This is a genomic window from Enterococcus sp. DIV1767 (assembly GCF_050542585.1).
GTDB classification, from domain to species: Bacteria; Bacillota; Bacilli; order Lactobacillales; family Enterococcaceae; genus Enterococcus_D; species Enterococcus_D innesii.
This window is the reverse complement of sequence record NZ_CP172936.1, coordinates 209,370-232,821: the sequence shown is the minus strand read 5'-3', so window position 1 is coordinate 232,821 and position 23,452 is coordinate 209,370. Positions and strand designations below refer to the sequence as shown.

Genomic DNA, 23,452 nt, shown 5'->3' with positions numbered 1-23,452 from the left:
ACTTTTAATTGACCATATATTTTTATAGATATATAATAAGGTACGCATACATATACTTTGGAGGATATTATGGAGACACGAAACCAAAAATTTAAAAGGCTTGCAGAGTCAAGAATGAATCGAATATTTGAAAATATGAATCTAATTGCAAATTTATCTAACAGAGGACAGTATTATTTCACCTCTCAAGATATTGATGAGCTTTTCACTAAATATCATCAAAAAGGAAATGAAGTGAAATCTTATTTCCAATCAGAGCTGACTATATCAAATAACGTAAAAACCAGTTTTCATTTTGAAAACTCATCAGATATCGATGAGATAAATGAAATAAAACGAGCAAGGTTCAGAAGAATTGCAGAAACAAGAATGAATCGAGTATTTAAAGATATGAGACTCATTGCTAATTTAAGTAACAAAACCAATTACAACTATAGTAAACAAGATGTTGACTTACTTTTTGATGCATATGAAGAAAAAGGAAATGAAGTGTACGCTCATTTTGCTCCACTCAAGGAATATTTCAGCTTCGGTGGAGAATAATGTAATAAAAAAAAGCCTGATAATATCAGACTTTCAATTAATTCTATTTTTTTACCAATGAAATTTATCATTGATGGTAACCACTCGGTAACCAACCATGACATATTAAGTACTTTCAGTGTACTTCAAAAAAATCAAAATAGCCTTACCCAATAAAAGTGTCCACATCATTTATTTGCTAATAGTCGAGTGGGAGTAATCTTCAACAAGACAGAAACCTTATGTATCATTGGTTTCTGTCTTTTTTTATTTTGATTCTGTCCAACAGATATTCAATACACATCAAAATATTAGTAGACGAGCAAAAAGGGAATGACCAAATTTATTTTTTTCTATGTTTCCGATTGAATTAAATTCTTTACGAGTAAAAACGTACAAATTATTTTATAAAAAAAGAGTGCGGAAAAATATTCCACACTCTTTTTCTATTTACCTATTCTTATCTATCAGTTGTTACTGCGAAGCCTAACCCAAAATACCAAACGCACTCAAAACGATCGATAAGATCAAGATGATCCAAATCACTCGAGTGGAATTTAGTTTCTTTTGGCCTAGCATCCAGTAGGTCAGCAAGACGAGCAAGATAGGTACAAGGGATGGCAAGATGGCATCCAACGTGTCTTGGATCACTAATTCGACGCCGTCTTTTTTATAGACAAAAGGAACGGTCGCTTTAACGACAGAGGGAATCAAGGCACCAATCACTGTGACCCCTAAAACGGTTGCGGCATTGGTGAAGGCAGATAATTTGTCTTTCAAGGTCGTCACTAATTTGACCCCTTGTTTGTAACCTAGGGGAAGCAACGCTGCCCGACCAAAAAGTAACGCGATGTTGGCGATGATCCAGATGACACAACCAACGACGGAACCGTTTTGTGCCAATGTGCCAGCAACAGAACCAAAGATCGTTCCCCAAATCACGTGGAACAAGGAGTCACCGACACCGGCTAAGGAACCCATCAAGGCCGTTTTCAAGGCGATGATCGTTTCTTTGGCTTTGTGTCCGTCTTGTTCTTCAATCGCGACATCGATCCCCATGATCAAGTTCCCAAAGATCGCATTAGTATTAAAAAACTGATTATGGGTCCGCAGCATATCTTGCAGCTGGGTTTCATCATGGCCATAGAATTTTTTCAAGACGGGCAGGATGCCGTAAAGGTAGCCTGAACTCATCATTCGCTCATAGTTCCAGTTTAATTGGCTTGCCAAAATATAGCGCCAGCTAATGGTATTCAACTCTTTTTTTGTCAGTTTTTGATCACTCATCGCCATCATATCCTCCTTCAAAATCTCCGACAGCTGCCGTTGCAACCGTGCCTTTTTCGCTATCACGTTTAAAGACTAACATTGCTGCTACAAGTCCGATGATGGAAACGCCGAGCATTGGTACTTGCAGATACGCAGCTAAAAAGAAGCCTAATAACAAATAAGGAATGTAGTGCTTGGTTGGCAAGTAGCGCAATAAGATCGCTACCCCGACGACTGGCAAGACGCCACCAGCGGTTTTTAGTCCGGTCATCAGCCATTCTGGCGTGTTATCGGTAATCGTCGTAACGACTGCATCTCCAGCTAAAAGCATCAATAAAATCGGAATCGCCCGTGACAATCCCCATAAGAAAGAACCCGATAAAACTAACCGTGGGATTCGTTTGACTTGCATGTTGTCGATGGCTCTATCGATCCGGTGTAGTAGAAATACGTTACAAAAACGGGCCACGACGTCCAGTTGTAGCATCAGTAAGGACACTGGAACTGCTAAGCCGATGCCGTATTCCGCGCCGTTTCCTGAGATCACGGCAAACGCTGTCCCCAGTACTGCGCCAGTAAAATAATCTGGGACGGATGCACCACCAAATGCGGCGATCCCTAAACGCATCAACTGCAAGGTCCCACCGACCATCAAACCGGTCTTTAAGTCCCCCATGATCATTCCAGAAATCATTCCGGCGATTGCTGGTTGGGTCAACGTATTGGAAATAAGTGAATCATTAATAGCAATAAAAGCATAAACAGTAATAAGAATGATTTGATACGCTGCTAAATGCATGAATTTTCCTCCTAATTGTATGAACGAGTCTTAACTGGCTAGTTATCGATCGTTATGTCGCCTCAGATAAATCGTGAAAAACACTCGTTTTTTGACAAATCTTCCGCTACATATTCTCCTCGATTCAATCCCTGCCTGGTTTATCCTCGTAATTTCTTCATAAAGTCGATCGATGGTTCATTGGGTACAAGCTGTGCCGTGACGGTGATGCCTTTTGCGGCGATCGCTTCAAAGATTGGTTCTTCTTCTGGCAGCACTTGAATACTTTTGGTTACTTCCCGTGCACCATCTTTGTAGCTCATGTTGCCGACGTTGATCGCTTTGATTGGTCCATCTGCTTCAATATAACGCAAAACATCTTGGGGATTTTTGAAAAGCAAAAACAACCGTTGCTTGCCATAACGACCGGCACGAATATTTTTGGCTGCCGTTGCCACTGGAAGGACGGAAAGTCGCATCGAAGTTGGCGCTGCCATTCGTAAAGAAGATTTTTGTAATGGGTCTGCGGCGGCTTCATCATTGGCTACGATGATCCGTTGTGTGTTTAAACTGGTGGACCAGATACCGGCGACTTGTCCATGGATCAAGCGCTCATCGATCCGACTATTGACGATATTTTCTTGCCCAGCATACGCACTGTAATCACCTAATTCCTCTTGCTTTTCTTCTAACATCTCTTGTTCTGCTTGGTTCATCCCTGCTTTGACATCAACGATGTTTTCTTTGGCTAAGCAAAGCAGCTCTTTGATCGTCGCTCGTTGATTGACGACTGCCTCGATCACTACGGACAATGTCATTCCAGCGAAAATCGCCACTTCGTCATCCTCTAAATAATTCTTGACTGCAACGTTGCACGGGGTTCCTCCTAATAGATCCGCAATAATCAATGTTGAACCGTTAAGGGCTTTCATTTTCTCGTTCAATTCTTTCTCAAATTGCAGATTGTCACTATCTGGTCGTAATGAAACGGTGTGAACGTTTGCTTGCTGGCCTACGATCATCTCCAGACTACTTTTGACCCCTTCTGCCATGCCGCCATGGCTGATCAATACAATGTTTTCCACTAATTTCCCTCCTACTCCGCAGGTCGCCCCACTTAACATGTTATGTTCCTTGTAAGCATACTATACCACATGGCAGGCTATTCGTAAACCTAATATCTTAACATATTGAATTTTATTTTTCAGGCCTATACGGACTGGAAAACAACGAATTTTCTACACTAATTAAGTGGCAGGAAAGGATTTAACATGTTATGCTTGATGTATTCATATGGAATGGAGGGAAACCACTGTGTTGCCAAAGTATGAGCAGATCAAGCAAGATCTTTTACAAGAAATCAAAGACCATAAATTCATACCTGGGGATAAGTTTTATTCAGAGGCGGATATCAAGCGGATGTATTCTGTTAGTTCGATCACGGCAGTCAAAGCGTTGAATGAATTGACGAGTGCTGGCTATCTGTATCGCATCCAAGGCAAAGGGACCTTTGTTTCAAAAGCAAAAGTATCTCAGAGTGTGAAGTTTTCCGACATTGAGCTGCATTCACTGGACCAAGAAAAGGTCAAGGTCCTTGCGGTGGAAGAAGGAAATGACCCAGAGATTTTGAAAGAATTAGGATTGGCTGCCAGTGCTTCCTACTACCGAATCAAACGGGTCCGCTATTTTAGCGATGTTCCTTTCTTGGTTCATATCACTCATCTGCCGAAGAAGCTGATGAAAGAACCGATCGCCAAAAACCTCAACCGATATGCCAGTGTTTATGAGCGGGTCCGAAAAGACTTTGCGATCGATCTTTTCTCATTGGCTTCTGTTGAAACCAACGAAATCGTCTTTCCTGATGACGCTGAATTGTTGAACTTATTGCAACTGAGCTTCCGAGAGCCTGCGGTCAAACAAGTCAAGCACTCCTATTTAGCAGATGGAAGTGTCGCTGAATACATCGTCAGCTACAAGCACTGGAAATATTTCAAAACAAAAATAGAAGTAGAGCCCGCGTAAATTTGGGTCTCTACTTCTATTTTTTTATTCTACGACAGGTTGATCACAGAAAACGAGTTCCTTGATCTCAACGCCATCGGTTTCAAATACCACGACTTCGTTGCTGCCTTTTTTCAAAAATTCTTTCGGACAGTATAAGGAATGCACGGGGCCACGTTGCCAATAGCGACCAAGATTGATGCCATTGACGATAACGACGCCTTTGCCATACCCACGGCAATCGATAAACGTATCTCCTACCTCTGTCAGCGTGAAGGTCGTTTGATAAAAGGAGGGGTGTGTCGGATTTTTTCCTGCTTGATAATCGATGGCTTGTAGCTGCTCTGCGGAAAGCGTCACTGGGTAATGACGATAGCCTTGGTGGAAATGAATATCTTGCATGATGCCCCCACGGATGCCTTTGGCTTGTGTAGGCCCATTCAATTTAAACCCGTAATTCACGCGCCCTAAGTTTTCCACTAAGACATCTAGCTCGATGGTTTCTTTACCTGGTGCCCCTTGGATCAACAGCTCCTCGCCTAGCGTCTCTTGGTATTGGATCGCCTGTAATTGGCCGTCGGTAAAAACATGCAGCCGATCGCTAGCTTCTACCACTTTTAGTTTGTTTTCTCGATGATAGTTTTTTAACTGAACCGAATAGAGCAAATAGCCGTAGCCTGTGCTGACAGTTTCCATTGTTAGTGGATACATGTTTTCTTGCGGTGCCATCAGCTGATCTTTGATAGCCAATAATGAGACACTGTTTTCGATGGGAAAGGTTCCTAATGCCGCTAATTGCTTGGTCCGTGGTTTGGCTTGCCACACTTCGGGACAGGCTTCTTTTATGGCTTTTTGTACCTGATAGTATTTGTCGGTAGGTTCTCCTGCTTCTGTCAGTAAAGCATCGTAATCATAGCTGGACACTTGTGGTAGATCCAGCGCTCCCCGAGCGGAACAGCCATTGTAAAAGCCAAAGTTCGTGCCTCCATGGAACATGTAGAGATTCAAGGAGCCGACCGCTAACATCTCTTTGACTTCATTAGCTAAGTCTTGACCGTCTCGCTTGATGATCGGCTCGCCCCAGCGGTTGAACCAGCCATCCCAATATTCCATGCACATGATGGGCCAATTTTTGCCATGTTTTGCCATAAACTCTTTCATCACAGCCGCATTTCCCTTGGAACGACTGCCGAAATTGCCTGTGACAAAGATGTCGTCTTCAATCAATGTCCCAGCGTCCAGTACTTCTTCCCATGCCCCATCTGAGGTAAACAAGGGTACATCGATGCCGTATTCTTCCATCAACTCCTTGGTCTGGCGCAAATACGCTTTTTCCATTCCATAAGAGCCGTACTCATTTTCCACCTGCATCATGATCACGGGTCCCCCATGGGTGATCTGCAACGGCACAAGCTTTGGCAACAAGACCTGGAAATAGTTGCGCACCTTTGCCATGAAGCGTGGGTCGGTTGAGCGCAACCGCATCGGTTCATTTAACAGCCAAGCTGGCAACCCGCCAAATTCCCATTCAGCACAAATGTAGACGGAAGGCCGCAAAATGACCATCAAGCCAAGCGTTTGGGCTTGCTTTACAAAAGCACAGATATCTTTCATTCCTTCAAAGTCGTAGACTCCTTCACGAGGTTCGTGGAGATTCCAAGGAATGTAGGTCTCAACTGTGTTAGCTCCCAGTGCTTTTAGATTGTAGAGGCTATCTGTCCATTGCGCCGGTGTCATGCGGAAATAGTGGATCGCTCCGCTGATCAATTTGATTGGTTTTCCATCTAACAAAAAATCTTCTTTTATCTCAAACGTTCGCATGTCGTCTTCCCCTTTACCAGTATCTTTGCCAATCAGGCAATGCCAATCGGATCAATCCTTCTAAATAGAAATAATCCCCCCAAAGATTGGGTTCATCGATGCCTTTGCCTTCCGCATGAGCATACACACCATGCAGCAATAAGCCCTCATTTTCTGGCACTTGGCTCGCTGCATACTGCTCACCTAATTGGTAAAGCATCCCTTTAGCGATTTTTTGGGCATCAGGATACGCCCCCATTTTCTCTGCTTCCAACAAGCCACAAGCCGCAATCGCTAAAGCAGAGCTGTCTTTTTCAGCAGGATGTTGGTCGTTAAAATCAAAGTCCCAATACGGCACGAGATCTGCGGGTAAATGTGCTAAGAACACCTCCACGATCTGCGGATAATTTTCTGGAAAAGGCTGGCTATGCAGGTAGCTTTCGTTCAAAGGAAGCCCTAAAATCGCCCAGCTTTGCCCTCGTGCCCAAATCGATTGGTCGCTGTTTCCTTGATGCGTCGCACCGTGACTTGGCTGCCCCGTTTCAGCATCGAAATAATACGTATGAAAGGTGGTGGCGTCATCTTTGATGACGGTCTTTCGGACTGTCTGATAATGCTTACTCGCGGCCTCTGCGTAACGAGGCTCTCCCGACAATTGGGTTGCTGCAAATAAAAGCGGCAAGTTCAGTAGCGAATCAATAATCAAGCGGTATTCTTGTGGGTCGCCATAAGTGCCCCATGCTTGAATAAATTCCCCCTTTTCTTGAAACCGTGCCAGCAAAACATCTGCTGCTTGAATGACTTCTTGCTTGCAGTGTTCATCGCCAGTGATCTTGTAGCCCGCACCGGCAGATAAGCTATATAAAAATCCAATATCATGATGATCTAATACAAAATGGTCGTCTAAGCGCGTTTGAAAACTGTCGATATTTTCCATAGCTCGAGTCAAAAAGTTCTTTTCTTTGGTCCACTCATAGGCGAGCCACAACATCCCGGTCCAAAAGCCATTGGTCCAATCATCGTTGCCTTTCAGCCGATATTTGCCATTGGTGGCACAGGCTGAAGGAAACTGTGCGCCAAAGCGCCGGCTATTTTTTTCGATCTGTTGGATGCACGCGGTGATTTTATCCGCTAGCCACACATCGGTCACTTTTTCTCCTAACAGGATCAAGCGTTGTTTGTTCTCTTGCAGACGCATGTTTACCCTCTCCTTAACTTGTTAACATATTAACTGAAATCATTATAACGTAAACGCACAAAAAAAGCGACCTTCCTTCCTTGATTCCTAAAAAAAAAGAGCATGACAGCTGCCCACAAATGCAGACCTGTCATGCTCTTGTCCTTTTTTTTAACAGTTCCAACCAAATACTTCGATTTGTGTAAGAGCTGGAAACGGGGAATCATCCTCTGCTTTTTGCAGCTCTTTATAGGTCAGCTTAGTCGTTTCTTTTTTCGGAAAACGAACTTCTTGAAAAGACGCCGTACTTGTCGTTTCCACCACCAGCTCTTCTCCATCAGCAAAGACCAAGGTCCCTTTGGTCCAATAGCTATCATGGGGATAATCTGCCCGTAATAGAAAACGAACCCGATCGATCAAGACGGGACGACCAAAATCAATGGTCAATGCAGCATCGGCTTGCTGATTGATGCCCCAAGAAGCAAACGGATACGACCCGTGGGATCGGTTGCCATATTTTCCATCGATCGCATTCTTGGCAAAAAAGACGGAATCATCTCGCGTCTCCACATTCGCTGAAGCATGAGGATACGCCCCTGTCGCTGACTTTTGATCATGGGCATTGAAAGATAAATTTTGATAATTCGTGATCTCAAACGCCTGGGCTTTACGCACCATCAGGTGATGGCGCTGCGAGGCAAAGGCCGTTTCCACCGAGGACTTTCGATGAGATTCCGTCCAAGGGATCTGATATTCCCAAGTGGATTGGGAAAGATAGATCAGTGATGGTGCTAAGGTTTCATCAAGCTGAAGGACATAATATGGATTTTCCCCCGTCACCTCAACGACGATCTTATCCCCTTCCTCATAGGGATAGTTTTTAATGGCTAATACGGCCAAATCATCACCAGAAACTTGAAATGGCGCGGGTTCTTTTTCATGGTCGATGCGACCGACGATCACCTGGTCCTGCTTATTTTTTATTGCTAGCGTAATCATTTGGATCGATCCTTTCTTTTTCTACGATACCACCGACTAAACAAATCAAACGGTGCTTCCCTGGCGGAATATGTTGTGCTAAGTATGGAAAACTGGTTCTTGGAAAAAAGACGGAGGTATTGGCTTCTGGCTGAACAATACTGGCTTGTTGATAGCCTTCGATGTTGATGATTTGAGAACAAAAGCCCTCTTCACTGACTCGACTCCAGGTCGGTCCTGTTTGGGCCTGAGGCAACCGTCCAGTTAGCGGTACACTAAATCCGCCCTCACGAAGGTCCAACGAAATCGTCGTCGTCAACTCGTGCACGCGCACATGCCACTGACCAAATGGATAAATCTCAGTTTCAATCACTACCTCCTCAAAGGGCGCCCATTGGTAAAAGACGCCTTTTTCCGTCACTCGATAATCCATGACTGCGCCCTTCGTGCGAAAATAGCTGCCATCTCGAGCAATAGCTAATGTGTTATCGAAGGCGCCTTCGGCATACGTGACGCCGGCTTTCGGCACACTGAAGCCAAATTTGCTCGAATAGACGAATTTGCTGTATTTTGCTTGAGCATGGGCTTGCTGCTCCAGCATCAAGCCCGCAGGATACCCTAATAGATGATGGCTTTTTTCATTGTGCACCAGCAACATATTGCCTTTTTCCATCCGTTTTTGTGGCTCTCTTTTGATTGGCTCAGGTTCAGCCCGCCAAAAAGGATGCGTTTCTGCGACCGCTAAAAGCAAAAAGGTCTTAAGCCCCCAGTAAGGCGAGCCTGGTGCATTGTACCCTTCTGCCATCACTTGATTTTCATAGTGGTACCCTATGGACAAGCGACCATCGAAAGTGAAAATCTCCTGCGCCATCCAATTGCGCAAGTGTTTCGCCAGTAGTCCTCGCACCTGTCCCCATGGGATCGCTTCGACATCTGCGAAAACCAGCGCCGAGAAAAACGCCCCTTGCGCAAACCGATAAGTCAAGCTGCGGCCATAGGGCAAGGCTTCGCCGTCTTCATCAAAATAATAGACGAAGTCTTGGGCAAATAGCGTGGCTCGCTCTTTAAAACGCTGCGCCCATTCTGGGTCTTCGTCTTGCATAAATGTAGCGTAAATCAAGCCATAATAATGAAACGCAAAAGGAATGTAGTAGTCTCGTTGCGTGGTTTTCCCATCTACATACCAACCATCGCCAATGTACATGGAATCGATCAATGCCAACTCTTGGGACAATGCTTCTTTTGCCAACGGTTCCCCACAGTGAAACAAGGCAACGCGTATCAACACTTTGAAGAATGTCCAGTTGTTCTTAGGAATCTTGCACTCAAGTGCGTGGGATAGCCAAGCCACTAGCTTTCGCTGGTTCTTCTGCGGCAATGCTGTCCAAAAAGCGTCCTTTTGCAACAATAGGGTCAATGACAATGCGGCTGCTTCCACGATGTATTGATCATAATCCGTGATCCTTCCCCAGTAAAATGCGTGTTCAGGATCTGTCCCTGCTATCACTTTTTCTACGTAAGCTGCTCGTAACGGATCATCTGGGCAACCCCTCCAATAAGGCGCCAGCCCCCACAAAGGACGCACAAGCGCTTCCATCTCAGCCCGTGTTCGGTCATACACGGCCCCACTGCTACCTAGATTCAATCCTGGATAGTCATCTGCCAAGATCGCTTCTCGCAAAGGAGCGATCATGTCTTCCAATGCCCGCCGATAATCCAGACGCGTCAAAAACGGATTCTCTTTGATTGCCATTTGCTTCATACGCCATCTCCTTCTATCAATTTACAGAACAGAATAGCAAGCCACGGCTTTTTTATCAAGCGATCTTCTGCTGGCAATACTGCTGAAAAATGAGAAAAGATTTTGTGGAATTTTTGACTTAACCTATTAAGAAAAAAAGAGGAATTGAAGCTATGGGAAAGTGATTGGAGAAATGGCGAAAGTTAACTTAGATAAAATGAGGAATTTATTATAAATCAACATTGATTTCGTGACTTTTTTTCATAAAAAATTTCCCTGAAATTATACTATAGATATCCATCACATGATAAACATTTCTTACATTTTTTCAGTTCGAATATTTCTAAGTATTGATAATATACTAAAGACAAAAAACTTTGATTCAAATAGACATGACGAAAGAAGAATGATTGTCTATAATAAAATAGAATTCGTTATTTGAATAAATACCCATAGTAGCAGAAAGGAGTGCGCAGATGGCCGTATATATTGAATTGTCTAATCCCATCCATGGAGGAGAAGGTTGGGAGCTAGGAGAGGTTTTATGGAGTCCCGTTGCTTCATCATGGAACACAATTATGAGGAAACCCAAAGAGGGGGATATGATTTTACATTCTATCAAAGACAAAAAACGAAATGTCAATCATAGATTATGGGGATGTTCTCAAGTTGCTGGTTCCTATAAAATCTTATCAAGTCCGCCACCGATCCCAGCTAATTGGGATGGATATGACGAATACTATCAAATCCCCTTAAAGTACTACACAGAATTTCAGGACAAAGTTTTTTTACAGGAAGTTATCGATCAGAACAAAGACGCATTAAAAGCGATAGCGCCTCAAAAATCTTTTTATACGGAAACAGGTGTGCGAATGCAACCCGCACAGAAATACTTGGCGCCTGTTAGTAATGAGCTATTAGAAATCTTAACTCCTTATATAAAAAAACCGGTCTACTATAACGAAAACAAGCAGAGATCAGAAAATATTGTACGTGAAGGTGATTCAGAAGAACTTCTTAGTGTGGGAAGTGGTGGGCAGGTTGCCCGGATTCAAACAACTATCGATAGGATTGTTAGGGACACGTCTCTTGTTAAAAAAATGAAGCAAAAATACAATAATCAATGCCAAATTTGCGGTAAATCCATTTCATTGTCCAAACAAAAATATTACTCCGAAGGACATCATTTAAAAAAACTTGGGGGTATTCATCAAGGGCCAGATATTGAGAGTAACATTATTATACTTTGTCCCAACCACCATGTTGAATTTGATTATGGGGCAATTGCAATAGACGTTCACTCACAAAAAATTATTCATACAGACCCGCACAATCCTTTTCATAATAAGGAATTAGCATATAAAAGAGGAGATTTAAATAAAGAATTTTTAACATACCATTTAAAAAATATATTTATAGGATAAGCCCCATAAATGGAGTGTTTAAAATAGGATTTTATTCCTTTGCTGAAAATCTAAATTCTTTTTTATAATTCAATTTAGTTAAGTATCTTTGATATAACGTTTAATAATTCTCTTTAGGGTAACTATTGGACGTTATTTACTTTTATCCTAGCTGCTTCTATTTTAGGTATCTATTTCATCTTTTTCTCAAAGCAGACCACACTTACCTCCTGATCACTGACTGTTGTCACGGCTTTTCGTGTCTCTTTAAATCCTTGACTCTCCCAGAAAGATCTACCGGCTGTGTTTTCTTCAATAACAGCGAGAGAAACGAGAGAAATCCCTTTTAAGCGCCAGTCTTGTTCTATTTGCTGATAAATAGCTTGCCCGTGTCTCTTACGCCTTTCGCCAACCAGCAGCAACCCAATATAAGCAGTACCCTCTTGCGGATAATCAACAAGATAATCCATAACAGCAATTGGTTTTTGATCATAATAAATGATAGAAAATATCTTTTGCTCTTGAGCCACGGATGGCGGTAGAACAGTCATGTCTCGCATGAGTTGTTCAATGGAAGGTGTCTCTTTCGTTAAAGCAAAATAGGCCTGGTTTTTCTGATAAATGCTATAGGCAGCTTGTTGGTTTTCTGACGTGACGGAATGAAACGTATACTCGTTCATAAGGAACTCCTTTATTTGTAGGTTTATTGAACCTTATTTCGACCAAAAGTGAAGCAGGTGGATTTGATGGCTCTTACTGCTAGTTTATCCTATTCAAGTCCCATCGTAAATTACTCTCGCAACCTCTTCCTATTTACGTTTCATTCCTACGATGATAACCGAACTTGTCAAGGTATAAAAAGACACCCTAAAGCCTTAAGTCAGAAGCCTGCCACTTCTTCTCAAAAGCCCTTAAGATGTCTGATTATTGGCCATTTCTCTTGTCAAACAGCGAAAAAAGCTATTCTTCGACCGTGACTTTGTCCCACCAAGAAGTGGCGGTCTTTTGGATCACTTCATTCAAGTCTTCGATGTGCTGTTTTCCGGTACTTGCTAGCCATTCTTTGGCTGCTTCTGTTCCTTGTTTTACAAAGGGTTCAACGCCATCTTTCCACGTTGCCCGGCCGCACAAGACGCCATTGAAGGTGGAACCGGCTTCTTTGGCAAAAACCAGTGTTTCTTGGAATAAGCTGGCTGATACGCCTGCACTGAGAAAAATAAACGGCAGATGCGTCGCATCGCTTTGCGCTTTGAAATACGCGGCAGCTTCTTCCTTGGTATGCACAGCTTCTTCCTTGGCAAAACCTGCCACATAATTCATGTTGACTGGTACTTCCACTTTTAACACATCAACTTTGTACTGTGGTTTCGAAAATTCCTTCATCAATCCGATGACTTTTTCTGGTTTGCGTTGCGCATATGCTTTTGAGTCGACTTCAGGCAGCTTAGCATCATAGGAAAGGACTTCTAAAAAGAAGGGCAGATCAGCGGCTTGGCATTCGCTGCCGAGTCGTTCCACAAAGACGTGTTTCAACTGATTGATCTGGGTAGCTTCATCTACATCATAATAAAGCAAAAATTTGATGGCATCGGCGCCTGCTGCTTTTAATCGCTCAACCGACCATTCCTCTAATAAATCAGGCAAACGTCCCGGCTTAGTCGCATCATAGCCGGTTTTTTCATACGCCAGCAAAAGCCCCGCCTCTGGATCACGACTTTGCGCAGCTGCCAACCCATATTCGGGATCTAATAAAATGGAAGACGCGTAAGGGGTCAATTCTTGTGAGACTAGCTTTTTAAACTGGCTGATTTTTTCTGCATCAGCCTCCACGCCAAGTGCTGCCATCATTTTTTTCAAGGCACCTCGTTGGTCGATTGCTAAAGCTGCGATCACTCCTTCTTTCGTTGACAGGCGATCCATCGCTGCTTTTTTGGCTTTCGTTACGGTTGCTTTCATTAAAATTCCTCCTTTTTTGTCCATGCCAAAGAATCAACCGCTTTCACTTTTTTCAGCGTTGGCGAAACGGTTGTCAGCACGTATAAAAATGTTTATTGATGAAGCCGTTCGACTGATTGGCCACCGCACGTATCGACTTCGTACACGAAAAGATACGTGCTCGTGGTGGGCTTTCTCAGTCATCGTTAGTTGTTATACGGATGAATCGTCACGCCTTTGACCACCCGATTGACGGTACGTGTTGGCGAAGGGGTGTCGGGTGTATTCCCGACTTTGATCGATGCCAACAGTGCGATCGTTTGCGCAAAAACAATGTCTGCTAAGGCAAGATAACCGTCTGGCAATGATGTGTCATCTGGAAAGAAAAAGTTTGTTCCTGAGAAATTCACAGCTGTCGGCTGTCCGATAGCAGTCACTGCGGCGGCGATGCCGTCGCTCTTTAATTCTTCCAACATATCAAGATCATACTGCCGCGTGTAGGACGTATTGCTGACAAAGACAAAGACGAGGGTTTGATCATCTACGAATGATTTAGGTCCATGACGGAAGCCCATCGAAGAATCGAACACGGTGGCGATTTTTCCCGCAGTCAGTTCCAATACTTTTAGCTGTGCTTCCCTGGTCAACCCCGACAACGTGCCTGACCCAAGGTAAACGATCCGCTTAAAGGAACGGTCCGTCAGTACTTGGAGTTCTGTTTCTCTGTCGATCACTTCTTGCCCCAATCGGCTAAGGGTTTCAACATAATGCCTCTTTTCTGTCAGAGGCGTCTGGTCAAAAATCAGCAGTGCGGAAAGAGCCATGCAAGAAAAACTTCCCGTCATTGCAAAGCCAGCATCATTTGACCTCTTAGGCATCAATAACAGATAGCTCGTTTCATCAGCGGCAGCTTGTTGTGCCAAAGATCCGTCGGCTGCACAAGTGATCGTCAAATGATAACTGTCGGCAACGAATTGATCGACGATTTTGACCGCTGCTAAACTTTCTGGTGAATTGCCGCTTCTAGCAAAAGAAACGAGCAGTGTTGGTTCATCCGCAAATAAAACTTGTTCTGGAGCTGCGACAATATCCGTCGTAGCAATACTTTCAAAAAGATAATCCGCAGTTGCGCCCGTCTTATTCAAGTAAGGAACGATCGTATCTCCAACATATTGCGACGTCCCCGCTCCCGTGAAGACCACCCGAATGCGTTTATCCGTCTTTTGCTTGATGGCACGTAAGAAAGTCGCGATCGCCTCTTGCTTTTCTTGATAGATCGTCAAGGTTTCTTGCCAAAGTTCTGGCTGTTGTTTGATTTCTCTTGTTGTAATCTCCGCACCTAATTCTGCTAATTCCTTTGTTGACAGTTGAAACATCTTTCTTCCTCCTAGCTACTGTTTTTCCAGTATGTATTCCCAGTGACGGTGCGAGGAGCGCTTGTCTTGGATGAATGCTTAGCGATCACCCAAAGGGCAAACTTCCCCGACCTCACTGGTTTTGAATACATGCCTTTTCTTTGCTCGAGTGGATCATTTCAGACTGTCTAGGAAATGCGCTACTCGTCGTTACGCAAGTGGCGGACTTTGTATCTAAATTGGTCTGCTCGAGCAACACTCAAGGTGTATTCGATCACTTCATTTTCAATATTGAACGTGCTGCGTACCAGGTTCAACACTGGCGCACCTTCGTGGATTTTTAGCAATGCCGCATCTTTTGCACTGGCAATGCTGGCAAAAAATTCTTCGTCCGCGAGGCGGATCACTTGATGAAAGTCTTCATGAAATATATCGTACAATGGTTTTTGCTCGATCATCTCACTCGTTAAATGCATGAAGCGTTTGACCGGCAGATAAGAACGCTCAATCATCATCGGTTGCCCATCAGCAAGACGCAATCGTTTTAACTTGTAGATCGGCTCGCCGATGGAAACTAGCAACTGAGTGGCAAAATATTTTGTCGCTTCCATTTTTTTGAATGCCAATACTCTAGTTTCTGGTTGTTTCCCTAGTGCTTTCATCTGTTCGGTAAAACTATACGAACCTGATAAATTGGTTGCCTGCTTGCGGATATCCGAGACAAAGGTGCCTTTGCCATGTTGGCGATAAATATAGCCTAATTTTTCTAACTCCTGTAGTGCCAAGCGAACGGTGGTCCGACTTAATCCGTAGCGCTTTGACAGCTCTCTTTCTGAGGGAAGCATTGTGTCTGCTTCCATTTCATTTTCGATTTTTTCAATCAGTAAATTTAACAATTGATCGTATAATGGTTGTCGATTTTTATTGATATTCATAAGCCCCTCCAAACTGGTTACTACCACATAACGAGTGTACTATTTCCCGATAGGCGTGTCAAACAATCGTCTACAGGGGCTCTGTTTCCTGAATTTGCGTCTTTTCACGCAGGAAAATGAACCAATTGCCAGTACGAGCTAAGCTGAAAAGTCAGCTGTTGCTTGCTTAGAAAAACTCCTCCTGCGTGTTGCGCCGTTTCTTCTGCTAGCTTGCTTATTGCGGCCAAATGGATGGATACAGACCAAAGCCAGAACCGATCAAGCCGATCACTAGCAGCAAAGCGATACATTTCAACGGCGTCCAGCCGCGTTTTGATAAGAAGAAATACAGCATCAGTGTGATAGTCAATGGAATCACTTGCGGCAAGATCCCATCGAGGATTTTTTGAATATCGATCGTCACGGGTACTTCGTTAACTTTGTTAAACGTCAATTCATATTTGCCGTTAGCCAGTTCGTTGACCGCCGCATTTTCTTGCAATGTGTCGGTCAATTGACCATTCTCATCCGTGGTATACAGCATATCTCCATAAGCGGCAATGGCTGCTTGATCATCCACGATCGTCGTCGCTTGTGTCACTTCATTGGTAGTGCCGTTAGGGATCTGAATATCCAAAGACGTCGCCCCATACACGCAGGTCAAGGAACCGACAACAAAAATTCCTAAAATACTCGCTGCTCGGGTAAACTCTTTGGCATTTTCCGTTAAGATCCCAATGGCATCTGTCCCTAAACGATAGGACCAATGCATCAAGAAGAACCGTAAGCCGAATTGGGCCGCATTGAATACCAGTAAGAAAATAAACGGTGCAGCGATGTTTCCATTGATCGCCATATTGGCTGTGATACCAGCTGTTATCGGTACCAGAGTGAACCAGAATAACGCGTCACCGATCCCGCCTAGCGGTCCCATCGCGGCAACTCGCACTGCCCGAATCATGGGAATGTCGGCTTTGTTTTGTTCCATCGATAGAATGATCCCCATCACAAAGTTCACCAAGAACGGATGGGTATTGAAAAACTCTAGGTTATGGCTCATTGAAGCAGCCAAGTCCTTTTCATTTTTATGGATCTTTTTCAACCCCGGTAAAATACTGAATAACCAGCCTCCTGCTTGCATTCGCTCATAATTGAAAGAGGCTTGTAGAAATAAGGACCGCCAGACCATATTGTTCAAGGTCTTTTTATCCAGTTGTTCTGCGGGCGCTTGTTCGCTATAAGAATCGGGAATATTATATGCCATCTTCGTCGCCTCCGAAATCATAGGTATTGGCTGCTGCTACTTTAAATTTGGACTGGATTTGATAATCCCAAAAGGCTAATGCAAAACCGATAAAGGCTAGAATGATCAAGGCTGGTCCTTGCAAAGAAGGTGCCGCCATTACGATCGTGGCTAAACCAAACCCCATAAAGAAGAAGCCCCACATTTCTTTGGAAACCATCACTTTTAGTAAAATCGCAAAACCGACATACCGCATCATGCCCCCAGCTGCGCCGAGCCCACCCATCAACCATTGAGGGATCGCTGCGACCGCCTGATTCCCGAAGGCAGCACCGCCGATAAAGAATAAGACCACGATCAAGCCAAAGATCGTTCCAAGACCCGCCATCGCTAAATAATTGATTCGATCAATGCCCTTCGTATTGGCATCATGGGCGTAGCTGTCGGCTTTTGACATTACTGGTGACATTAGTGAGAAGATAATCGTCACCCCATATTGCCCCAGCAAAGAAAACGGAATCGCCGTAGCAACCGCTACTGTCGGTTCTAGCTGCAGCGTGATCGCTAAGATTGCTGCCATAATTCCGCCAATCACCGCATTTGGCGGTTGCGCGCCGCCCACCGGCATATTGCCGATCGTCATTAACTGATACGTTCCGCCAACGATCAAGCCGGTTTGAAGATCTCCAAGAATAAGTCCGATAACCATCCCAGTAACAATGGGTTGGTACAATGATTCTAAAAAACTAAATTGATCGATTGCGGCAATGAATGTAACTATGAAGACTAAAATGATTTGAAAAATCGTGTAATCCATTTTCTTTCTCCTTCCTTACCTCTGCATTACTGAAATAATTTCTTTTCATCTTCAACAGGTGTCGTTGGAACCCGCTGAATCACTAATTGCACCCCCATTTCCTTCAGTTTTTTAAAGGCATTGACATCTGCTTCATCGACGGCAACTGTTGTAGCAACCTGTCTTTTCCCTTCTGACATATGCATATTCCCAATGTTCAGTTTCTTGATTGGTACTCCACCTTCAGCTAATTTCAAGGCATCTTGAGGATTTTCAATCACCATGAAAATCTTTTGTTTTGGCGATGCTTTATGAATGATCTCGATGGTTTTTTGAAGCGAGAAATACCTCGTTTGGACGCCAGCTGGCGCCGCCATATCCATCAACCCTTGTCTGACTTTGTCTTTGGCGACCTTATCGTTTGCCACTAAAATTAGATTTGCCCCCAACGTACCGTTCCACTGTGTGGCAACTTGCCCATGAATCAACCGATTGTCGATTCGCGTCAACAAAATATTTGGTTCTCCCATAAATATGTCCTCCTTCTATTTACTGCATGATTTCTGCAACCGCACTACGTTCTACTTCGATCACCGTTCCCGATTTCACCCTTAGATCCACTGTCTCTTTCCCCAGTGTTTGAATCTCCCCAATAATGCCGCCGTACAATTTGATTTTCTGTCCCTTTTTCAAGGACTGCTGCAATTCAGCGAAATAGCCTTTTTGCTTTTTCAGATTTTTCCCATTCAAGAAAGAAGAGACCGCCAAAAAGAGAAAGAGAAAAACAAGCATCACGATTGAGGCTGCTAAGATCATTTCCCACATCGTTAAATCCCTTCTTCCTCATTGATTTCCTCATGGCCTTTGATCTTTCCGTGAAAAATACCGCTCTTGCCAATCTCTGCCAGTTCTTGGCAAAAACCCTCTGGATCAGCTGCTGTATATCTAGTCAACGAACCTTCTACTAGCATCAGCAGATTGCTGCCACCGATGACCTCGATTTGCGGATCCTCATTGGCAGCGGTCATCGCAACATTAAAAGGGGTTCCGCCCACAAGGTCTGCACAAATCACGACCCCATCACAGGTTTCCTTTAATTGATCGATTGCTCCTTGCAACTCTTTTTCAAAGTCAGCTAACGGATTTTCCTCTAAAAACGGCACTGCTAGAAACTGTTCTTGCGGCCCTGCAATCATCGCAAGCGCGTTTTCCATCCCTTGCGCAAATTCCCCATGACCTGTTAAAACCAAACCAAGCATCTTATGTCCTCCCCTTACTCTCAACTGGTAGTAACCACACATCCAATATAAACGCTTTCATTTTGTCTGTCAACAAATTTTTTGTTTTTATATAAAAATATCTTTGTTATCTTTAAATACGCAAAAAAGCGCCAAAACAATGATTATCAAACAAAAAACTAACTGCAAAAAGTATTGAAATCCATCAACAGAATGTGTACAACGTTATTTTAAACAAATAAACACATTCGTTTTCGATTTCTGGTATCTAAAGAACCACAAGTCACTCACTATTCACCGATACAACAATCAACGTTGTTAAATAAAGGAACTATCAACAAATTTGCTTCCTTACTAAAAAAACCAGCTAGGTATAATCCCTAACTGGTTTTGATCATCACCAAACTCATTTTCCATTATGCGTTTTATTAAATTTTATTGCCATTTTTTTAAGAAAAATTCATGTTATTAACTTAAACAGGTTAGAGATAACAAGCTACCGTATAATCCAGAAGCTTTAAGAATATAAAAACCACCCATACTAACAGAACTAATGCAAAGCATATCTTGGTGGAGCTGATGTACTCTCTGTTCAATGTTTTCACGTGAAACAAAAAAGCCTAACCAACCAGCAGGATCGCTGTTTGATTAGGAAAGAGGCACTGCTTTATTGTTCGGTCAACCACGTGCGCGAGTGTTCGACTTCTTCATACGTTAACTGATGACTTGGGGTCCAAACGGTTGAAAGGACTGCACCCCGTGAGGTGAAGATCTCTTGGACGTAAGCACTGTCAGCTAGGGAAACGATCGGGTCGTTTCTGCCAAAACTCAGAAACACATGAGTGTCAGGCAAGGAATTCGTCGGTACATTCTCGACTGGATACATGGCGTGGTAGAGGATCGCTTTTTTAAAGTGGTCACTATCATTTAGTAATAAGCGAATGGCAATGTTGGCGCCATTGGAATAACCCACCAGTACCACTTGGGCTAGCGAAAAGTGGTATTCTTTGGCGGCTTGCCGAATGAACTCGGCTAATTCGTCGCCGCGAAGTGCTAAGTCGGCTTCATCATATACCCCTTCAGCTAGGCGTTTGAAGTAACGGGGCATGCCGTTTTCTAAGACATTGCCGCGAATACCTAATAGTGACGCTTGGGGATCAAGGGCTTTGCCTACTTCTAGCAGCGACTGTTCGTCGCCACCGGTGCCGTGGAGCAGTACCAAAACTGGTGCGTCAGCTGCTCCTTGTTGGTAGATTGCTTTCATCGAAGTTCCTCCTTTAACTTGGTCGTTTGATATCGAAAATCTCCCCAATCGTTGCGTAAGAATTTCCCGCTAGCCGGCTGACTGCTTGTAAGGCACGGGGATCGATCTTGCCATCTTGATAGACATCCTCTGCAATCTGGTAGCCGACGACTTCCAACAATAAGAGATCGGCAGTGGTCTGCTGGTCTTTTTTGATGGGTATATGCTGATGCAGAGTCGTTTCTAAGCGTACATTGGCTTCTTTCAAGCCAGGAACGGCAATTGTTTTCGATGTCGTTGTCGTAAATCCAGAAACCGTCAACTCGCTTTGGTCTGCGGGCAATAATGCCGCGGTTTTATTGGCCTCTTGGACATTTGTTTGATCCAAAATATGCACGACGGCTTCTTTCGTCGCCAACAGATTGCGGGCAGTGTCTTTCAGTTCCCCCTCTTTGCGCTGGATAGCCAACGAGAGGATCACGGGTTCTGAGCTGACGATGTTAAAAAAACTGAATGGGGCGATGTTGACGATACCGTCGGCTGATTGCGTACTGACCACTGCCACTGGCCGTGGAATGATGGAGCCGATCAGTAGTTTATAATTTTCTCGTTGGGTCAAATCCTTGGGATCTAAATTGTGCATACAGCGTCTCCTTTTTTCTAAACCGATAAATCTGGCAAGCGATCCTCGATCTCTGCACGGCGGCTTTCAAATTGGGCGGGCAGCATCAACTGCTGTCCTAACGTTTCTAATGGTTCATCAACTAAAAAGCCTGGGGTTTCTGTTGCGATCTCAAAGACGATGTTACCCCGCTCTTGGAAATAGACGGCTTTGAAATAGTTGCGATCTTTGATTTCAGTGACGCCGTATCTTTGATCGTACAAGTACTCTTGCCACTCTTTTTCACTGCTTCCGTTGGCACAGACCACGCGATGTGATGGACGGTGCCGACACCCCAGCGCCCTGCTGGCATTGCTTCATGGGGCACGACGATCTCATGAGCGAGGGTGCCTGCGGTATGAAGATGGCTGCTTTTCTCTGTTTTGTTAAAAATGTCCAGACCTAGATCATCTGCCAACGTTTGAATGGTCGCTTCTGGTTGTGCCGAAAGCAAGACGGCCCCATGAAAACCTAAAATCGCTGGTGTTTCTGCCGACTCTTCGGCTTCGACTAACGCCAAAGAAAGGTCATGCTGATCATGAAGTTCTAACGTTGGCCGATCAAACAATGTACTTTCTTGAACAGTTACTTGATGTTTCGCCAGATGATCTTGCCAATAGGCACTGCTGTCTTTTGGAATGCGAAACGCTATCGTGCCGACTTGTCCGCTTCCTACTCGGCCAGGATGGGCATTTGCCCAAGGGAAGAAGGTGATGATGGTCCCATTTTCTAACCCTTGATTGCTGTAATAAAGATGATACGTGTAGGGATCATCAAAATTGACGGTTTGTTTGACGAGGCGCAACCCCAACACGTCACGGTAAAAGGCAACGTTCGTTTGCGGATCGCCTACGATGGCTGAAATATGGTGGATCTGTTGAATGGGTTGCATACTATGTGCCTCCTTAGGCGCGTTTTGTATTGAAGGGTTTGATGACTCCTTCGATGTATTCACGGCGATTTTCTAAAAATGGTGCCAATGATAAGGACTCACCCAATGTTTCGTATGGCTCATCCCCCATGAACCCTGGTTCATCTGTTGCTAGTTCAAAAAGAATATGGCCGATGCGCACATACAAGGATTCAAAATAGTAGCGATCCACATAGCCGGAGTTGGCCAATCCCAAGTTATCAAAGATTTCTTGCCAAACTGCTAATGAGTCGTGGTGAGCTAAACGAAAAGCGACATGATGCACTTCGCCATCGCCTTGTTGTGCTTGCGGGCTCGTGGTATCTTCCACTAAAACGACTTGAGCGCCATTGCCGCCTTCACCGACTTCTAGCAAATAGCGATTGTCTACTTGATCAATGGTTTTGAAATCAAAAACGGATTCCAGCAGCCCTTTGAAATCTGCCAAGTAAGAAACAGACATTTCGACAGGACCTAAGCCATAAATCGCAAATTCAGTAGGAACCGGTCCTTTTTTCCAAGGAGTACCAGCTTTCACGCCAGTATTGTGTTCATCAGAGATCAATTGATAGGCTTGCGTATCAAAATCCCAAAAGCGCAACACTTTTTTCCCAAATTCGGTGGTGATTGCTTCGTGTTTTACCTCAAATTCATCAAAGCGTGCGGCATAATAATCAAGGGCAGCATCACTGGGTACTCGGAAACTGGTGTGGGTGATCGAGTTGGTTCCTTTGCTGCCGCGAGCGGTATTGGGAAAATCAAAGAACGTCATGGTCGTTCCCGGTGACCCTAAATCATCCGCAAAGTAGGTATGGTACGTATAAATGTCATCTTGATTGACGGTTTTTTTCACTAAACGCATCCCTAACACATCTGTAAAGAAATGGTAATTCCGTTCCACATCACTTGTCATGGCCGTCACATGGTGTACCCCTAATAATTGATCTTGTTTTCTCATTTTCTTTTCCTCATTTCTGATCGTAAGTTATTTTTCGTAAAATTGTTTTTAATTGTTGCAATTCTTCACTGCTGAGTTCGGAAAAACTCGCCGCAATCTTTTGTGCATGACTGGGAAAAATTTTCTCCATCAATGCCCTGCCTGCTTCCGTAATACTGACGTAAGTTACCCGTTGATCTTCTTGGCTAGGTTCCCGGCGCACGCAGCCTTTTTTGACTAATTGATCGACTACATAGGTTGTCGAGCTGCTGGCGATCAAGATTTTTTCCTTGATGGCTTGCGTCGTATGGGTGCCTTTATGGTAAAGCAATTCCAGTACAGAAAACTCTGTAATATTTAAGCCATAACAACGAACATCTTTTTTTGCCACTTGTTCCAAACGACTCGCCGTACGCAGCAAACCGATGTACGCTTTGAGCGCTTCTTCTTGATGCGCCATTTTCCTCACCTCTTTATTTCGAATTCGAGATAATCATAACTTACTTTTTGTAAGTTGTAAAAGGATATGCTTTGGTTGTTTAAGAAAATCA

The 23,452-nt window shown here is 43.9% G+C and carries 23 protein-coding genes and 1 pseudogene; 3 read left to right on the top strand and 21 right to left on the bottom strand.

What is annotated here, in order from left to right:
• Positions 1-69: 69 nt before the first annotated feature.
• Positions 70-543 carry a hypothetical protein gene (locus IGI78_RS01100; RefSeq protein WP_430618201.1) on the top strand — a complete coding sequence of 158 codons (474 nt, stop codon included), beginning with the start codon at positions 70-72 and terminating at the stop codon, positions 541-543.
• A gap of 465 nt (positions 544-1,008) precedes the next feature.
• Here the strand turns inward: IGI78_RS01100 and IGI78_RS01095 are convergent, their stop codons facing one another.
• From IGI78_RS01095 to IGI78_RS01085, 3 genes are all read right to left on the bottom strand, one after another.
• Positions 1,009-1,818, bottom strand: a complete 810-nt coding sequence (locus IGI78_RS01095; protein WP_005226799.1) for a PTS system mannose/fructose/sorbose family transporter subunit IID — start codon at positions 1,816-1,818, stop codon at positions 1,009-1,011.
• Positions 1,802-2,590, bottom strand: a complete 789-nt coding sequence (locus tag IGI78_RS01090) for a PTS mannose/fructose/sorbose/N-acetylgalactosamine transporter subunit IIC (RefSeq protein WP_195265495.1) — start codon at positions 2,588-2,590, stop codon at positions 1,802-1,804. The genes IGI78_RS01095 and IGI78_RS01090 overlap by 17 nt, the downstream gene beginning before the upstream one ends.
• Before the next feature lie 140 nt (positions 2,591-2,730).
• A complete protein-coding gene (locus tag IGI78_RS01085; protein WP_195265497.1) occupies positions 2,731-3,693 on the bottom strand; it encodes a PTS mannose/fructose/sorbose transporter subunit IIAB in 963 nt (320 codons plus the stop codon).
• A gap of 190 nt (positions 3,694-3,883) precedes the next feature.
• Here IGI78_RS01085 and IGI78_RS01080 point away from each other — a divergent pair, with 190 nt between their 5' ends.
• Positions 3,884-4,591, top strand: coding sequence for a GntR family transcriptional regulator (locus IGI78_RS01080; RefSeq protein ID WP_195265499.1), 708 nt, complete (start codon positions 3,884-3,886; stop codon positions 4,589-4,591).
• A 24-nt stretch (positions 4,592-4,615) separates the two neighbouring features.
• Here IGI78_RS01080 and IGI78_RS01075 read toward each other — a convergent pair whose 3' ends face one another.
• From IGI78_RS01075 to IGI78_RS01060, 4 genes are all read right to left on the bottom strand, one after another.
• Positions 4,616-6,391 carry a glycoside hydrolase family 35 protein gene (locus tag IGI78_RS01075; RefSeq protein ID WP_195265501.1) on the bottom strand — a complete coding sequence of 592 codons (1,776 nt, stop codon included), beginning with the start codon at positions 6,389-6,391 and terminating at the stop codon, positions 4,616-4,618.
• Between the two features lie 13 nt (positions 6,392-6,404).
• Positions 6,405-7,568 carry a glycoside hydrolase family 88 protein gene (locus IGI78_RS01070; protein ID WP_195265503.1) on the bottom strand — a complete coding sequence of 388 codons (1,164 nt, stop codon included), beginning with the start codon at positions 7,566-7,568 and terminating at the stop codon, positions 6,405-6,407.
• Positions 7,569-7,718: 150 nt separating this feature from the next.
• Positions 7,719-8,546, bottom strand: coding sequence for a hypothetical protein (locus tag IGI78_RS01065; RefSeq protein WP_195265505.1), 828 nt, complete (start codon positions 8,544-8,546; stop codon positions 7,719-7,721).
• Positions 8,521-10,287, bottom strand: a complete 1,767-nt coding sequence (locus IGI78_RS01060; protein WP_195265507.1) for a DUF2264 domain-containing protein — start codon at positions 10,285-10,287, stop codon at positions 8,521-8,523. Before IGI78_RS01060 ends, IGI78_RS01065 begins: the two co-directional genes overlap by 26 nt.
• 455 nt (positions 10,288-10,742) lie before the next feature.
• On the opposite strand from IGI78_RS01060, the gene IGI78_RS01055 reads away from it, so the two are divergent.
• Positions 10,743-11,690 carry an HNH endonuclease gene (locus IGI78_RS01055; protein WP_195265509.1) on the top strand — a complete coding sequence of 316 codons (948 nt, stop codon included), beginning with the start codon at positions 10,743-10,745 and terminating at the stop codon, positions 11,688-11,690.
• 170 nt (positions 11,691-11,860) lie between these two features.
• Here the strand turns inward: IGI78_RS01055 and IGI78_RS01050 are convergent, their stop codons facing one another.
• The 14 genes and pseudogenes from IGI78_RS01050 to IGI78_RS00985 all read right to left on the bottom strand — a co-directional run bounded on the left by IGI78_RS01050 (position 11,861) and on the right by IGI78_RS00985 (position 23,361).
• A complete protein-coding gene (locus IGI78_RS01050) occupies positions 11,861-12,349 on the bottom strand; it encodes a GNAT family N-acetyltransferase (RefSeq protein ID WP_195265511.1) in 489 nt (162 codons plus the stop codon).
• A gap of 280 nt (positions 12,350-12,629) precedes the next feature.
• Positions 12,630-13,625: a tagatose-bisphosphate aldolase gene (gene lacD, locus IGI78_RS01045; RefSeq protein ID WP_288362199.1), complete on the bottom strand. Its 996-nt coding sequence runs from the start codon at positions 13,623-13,625 to the stop codon at positions 12,630-12,632.
• A gap of 185 nt (positions 13,626-13,810) precedes the next feature.
• Positions 13,811-14,980: an SIS domain-containing protein gene (locus tag IGI78_RS01040; RefSeq protein ID WP_195265515.1), complete on the bottom strand. Its 1,170-nt coding sequence runs from the start codon at positions 14,978-14,980 to the stop codon at positions 13,811-13,813.
• A 179-nt stretch (positions 14,981-15,159) separates the two neighbouring features.
• On the bottom strand, positions 15,160-15,894 hold the full coding sequence (locus IGI78_RS01035) for a GntR family transcriptional regulator (protein ID WP_195265516.1): 735 nt from the start codon (positions 15,892-15,894) through the stop codon (positions 15,160-15,162).
• Between the two features lie 214 nt (positions 15,895-16,108).
• The gene (locus tag IGI78_RS01030; RefSeq protein WP_077453025.1) at positions 16,109-17,137 is read right to left on the bottom strand and encodes a PTS system mannose/fructose/sorbose family transporter subunit IID; all 1,029 of its coding nucleotides are present in this window, start codon (positions 17,135-17,137) and stop codon (positions 16,109-16,111) included.
• Positions 17,127-17,933 carry a PTS mannose/fructose/sorbose/N-acetylgalactosamine transporter subunit IIC gene (locus IGI78_RS01025; protein WP_005226770.1) on the bottom strand — a complete coding sequence of 269 codons (807 nt, stop codon included), beginning with the start codon at positions 17,931-17,933 and terminating at the stop codon, positions 17,127-17,129. Before IGI78_RS01025 ends, IGI78_RS01030 begins: the two co-directional genes overlap by 11 nt.
• 26 nt (positions 17,934-17,959) lie before the next feature.
• On the bottom strand, positions 17,960-18,442 hold the full coding sequence (gene agaV / locus IGI78_RS01020; RefSeq protein WP_195265518.1) for a PTS N-acetylgalactosamine transporter subunit IIB: 483 nt from the start codon (positions 18,440-18,442) through the stop codon (positions 17,960-17,962).
• Between the two features lie 19 nt (positions 18,443-18,461).
• Entirely contained in the window at positions 18,462-18,737 is a 276-nt protein-coding gene (gene yajC / locus IGI78_RS01015) for a preprotein translocase subunit YajC (RefSeq protein ID WP_195265521.1), read from the bottom strand.
• 2 nt (positions 18,738-18,739) lie between these two features.
• Positions 18,740-19,171, bottom strand: coding sequence for a PTS sugar transporter subunit IIA (locus IGI78_RS01010; RefSeq protein WP_195265523.1), 432 nt, complete (start codon positions 19,169-19,171; stop codon positions 18,740-18,742).
• Positions 19,172-19,817: 646 nt separating this feature from the next.
• On the bottom strand, positions 19,818-20,414 hold the full coding sequence (locus IGI78_RS01005) for an alpha/beta hydrolase (RefSeq protein WP_195265525.1): 597 nt from the start codon (positions 20,412-20,414) through the stop codon (positions 19,818-19,820).
• Between the two features lie 13 nt (positions 20,415-20,427).
• Positions 20,428-21,036 carry a flavin reductase family protein gene (locus tag IGI78_RS01000; RefSeq protein WP_195265526.1) on the bottom strand — a complete coding sequence of 203 codons (609 nt, stop codon included), beginning with the start codon at positions 21,034-21,036 and terminating at the stop codon, positions 20,428-20,430.
• Positions 21,037-21,053: 17 nt separating this feature from the next.
• Positions 21,054-21,946, bottom strand: a pseudogene (locus tag IGI78_RS00995) (VOC family protein).
• Positions 21,947-21,959: 13 nt separating this feature from the next.
• The gene (locus IGI78_RS00990; protein WP_195265528.1) at positions 21,960-22,922 is read right to left on the bottom strand and encodes a ring-cleaving dioxygenase; all 963 of its coding nucleotides are present in this window, start codon (positions 22,920-22,922) and stop codon (positions 21,960-21,962) included.
• Between the two features lie 10 nt (positions 22,923-22,932).
• On the bottom strand, positions 22,933-23,361 hold the full coding sequence (locus IGI78_RS00985; RefSeq protein WP_016611544.1) for a MarR family winged helix-turn-helix transcriptional regulator: 429 nt from the start codon (positions 23,359-23,361) through the stop codon (positions 22,933-22,935).
• Positions 23,362-23,452 lie beyond the last annotated feature (91 nt).

What these genes read in the sequence shown, in the direction of transcription:
- IGI78_RS01040 (WP_195265515.1), bottom strand. Translation starts at nt 14,980, where the DNA reads ATGTTTCAACTGTCAACAAAGGAATTAGCAGAATTAGGTGCGGAGATT.
- IGI78_RS01010 (WP_195265523.1), bottom strand. Translation starts at nt 19,171, where the DNA reads ATGCTTGGTTTGGTTTTAACAGGTCATGGGGAATTTGCGCAAGGGATG.
- IGI78_RS01075 (WP_195265501.1), bottom strand. Translation starts at nt 6,391, where the DNA reads ATGCGAACGTTTGAGATAAAAGAAGATTTTTTGTTAGATGGAAAACCA.
- yajC (WP_195265521.1), bottom strand. Translation starts at nt 18,737, where the DNA reads ATGTGGGAAATGATCTTAGCAGCCTCAATCGTGATGCTTGTTTTTCTC.
- IGI78_RS00985 (WP_016611544.1), bottom strand. Translation starts at nt 23,361, where the DNA reads ATGGCGCATCAAGAAGAAGCGCTCAAAGCGTACATCGGTTTGCTGCGT.
- IGI78_RS01035 (WP_195265516.1), bottom strand. Translation starts at nt 15,894, where the DNA reads ATGAATATCAATAAAAATCGACAACCATTATACGATCAATTGTTAAAT.
- IGI78_RS01005 (WP_195265525.1), bottom strand. Translation starts at nt 20,414, where the DNA reads ATGAAAGCAATCTACCAACAAGGAGCAGCTGACGCACCAGTTTTGGTA.
- IGI78_RS01060 (WP_195265507.1), bottom strand. Translation starts at nt 10,287, where the DNA reads ATGAAGCAAATGGCAATCAAAGAGAATCCGTTTTTGACGCGTCTGGAT.
- IGI78_RS01070 (WP_195265503.1), bottom strand. Translation starts at nt 7,568, where the DNA reads ATGCGTCTGCAAGAGAACAAACAACGCTTGATCCTGTTAGGAGAAAAA.
- IGI78_RS01025 (WP_005226770.1), bottom strand. Translation starts at nt 17,933, where the DNA reads ATGGATTACACGATTTTTCAAATCATTTTAGTCTTCATAGTTACATTC.
- agaV (WP_195265518.1), bottom strand. Translation starts at nt 18,442, where the DNA reads ATGGGAGAACCAAATATTTTGTTGACGCGAATCGACAATCGGTTGATT.
- IGI78_RS01095 (WP_005226799.1), bottom strand. Translation starts at nt 1,818, where the DNA reads ATGATGGCGATGAGTGATCAAAAACTGACAAAAAAAGAGTTGAATACC.
- IGI78_RS01055 (WP_195265509.1), top strand. Translation starts at nt 10,743, where the DNA reads ATGGCCGTATATATTGAATTGTCTAATCCCATCCATGGAGGAGAAGGT.
- IGI78_RS01030 (WP_077453025.1), bottom strand. Translation starts at nt 17,137, where the DNA reads ATGGCATATAATATTCCCGATTCTTATAGCGAACAAGCGCCCGCAGAA.
- IGI78_RS01085 (WP_195265497.1), bottom strand. Translation starts at nt 3,693, where the DNA reads ATGTTAAGTGGGGCGACCTGCGGAGTAGGAGGGAAATTAGTGGAAAAC.
- IGI78_RS01000 (WP_195265526.1), bottom strand. Translation starts at nt 21,036, where the DNA reads ATGCACAATTTAGATCCCAAGGATTTGACCCAACGAGAAAATTATAAA.
- IGI78_RS00990 (WP_195265528.1), bottom strand. Translation starts at nt 22,922, where the DNA reads ATGAGAAAACAAGATCAATTATTAGGGGTACACCATGTGACGGCCATG.
- IGI78_RS01050 (WP_195265511.1), bottom strand. Translation starts at nt 12,349, where the DNA reads ATGAACGAGTATACGTTTCATTCCGTCACGTCAGAAAACCAACAAGCT.
- lacD (WP_288362199.1), bottom strand. Translation starts at nt 13,625, where the DNA reads ATGAAAGCAACCGTAACGAAAGCCAAAAAAGCAGCGATGGATCGCCTG.
- IGI78_RS01065 (WP_195265505.1), bottom strand. Translation starts at nt 8,546, where the DNA reads ATGATTACGCTAGCAATAAAAAATAAGCAGGACCAGGTGATCGTCGGT.
- IGI78_RS01100 (WP_430618201.1), top strand. Translation starts at nt 70, where the DNA reads ATGGAGACACGAAACCAAAAATTTAAAAGGCTTGCAGAGTCAAGAATG.
- IGI78_RS01090 (WP_195265495.1), bottom strand. Translation starts at nt 2,590, where the DNA reads ATGCATTTAGCAGCGTATCAAATCATTCTTATTACTGTTTATGCTTTT.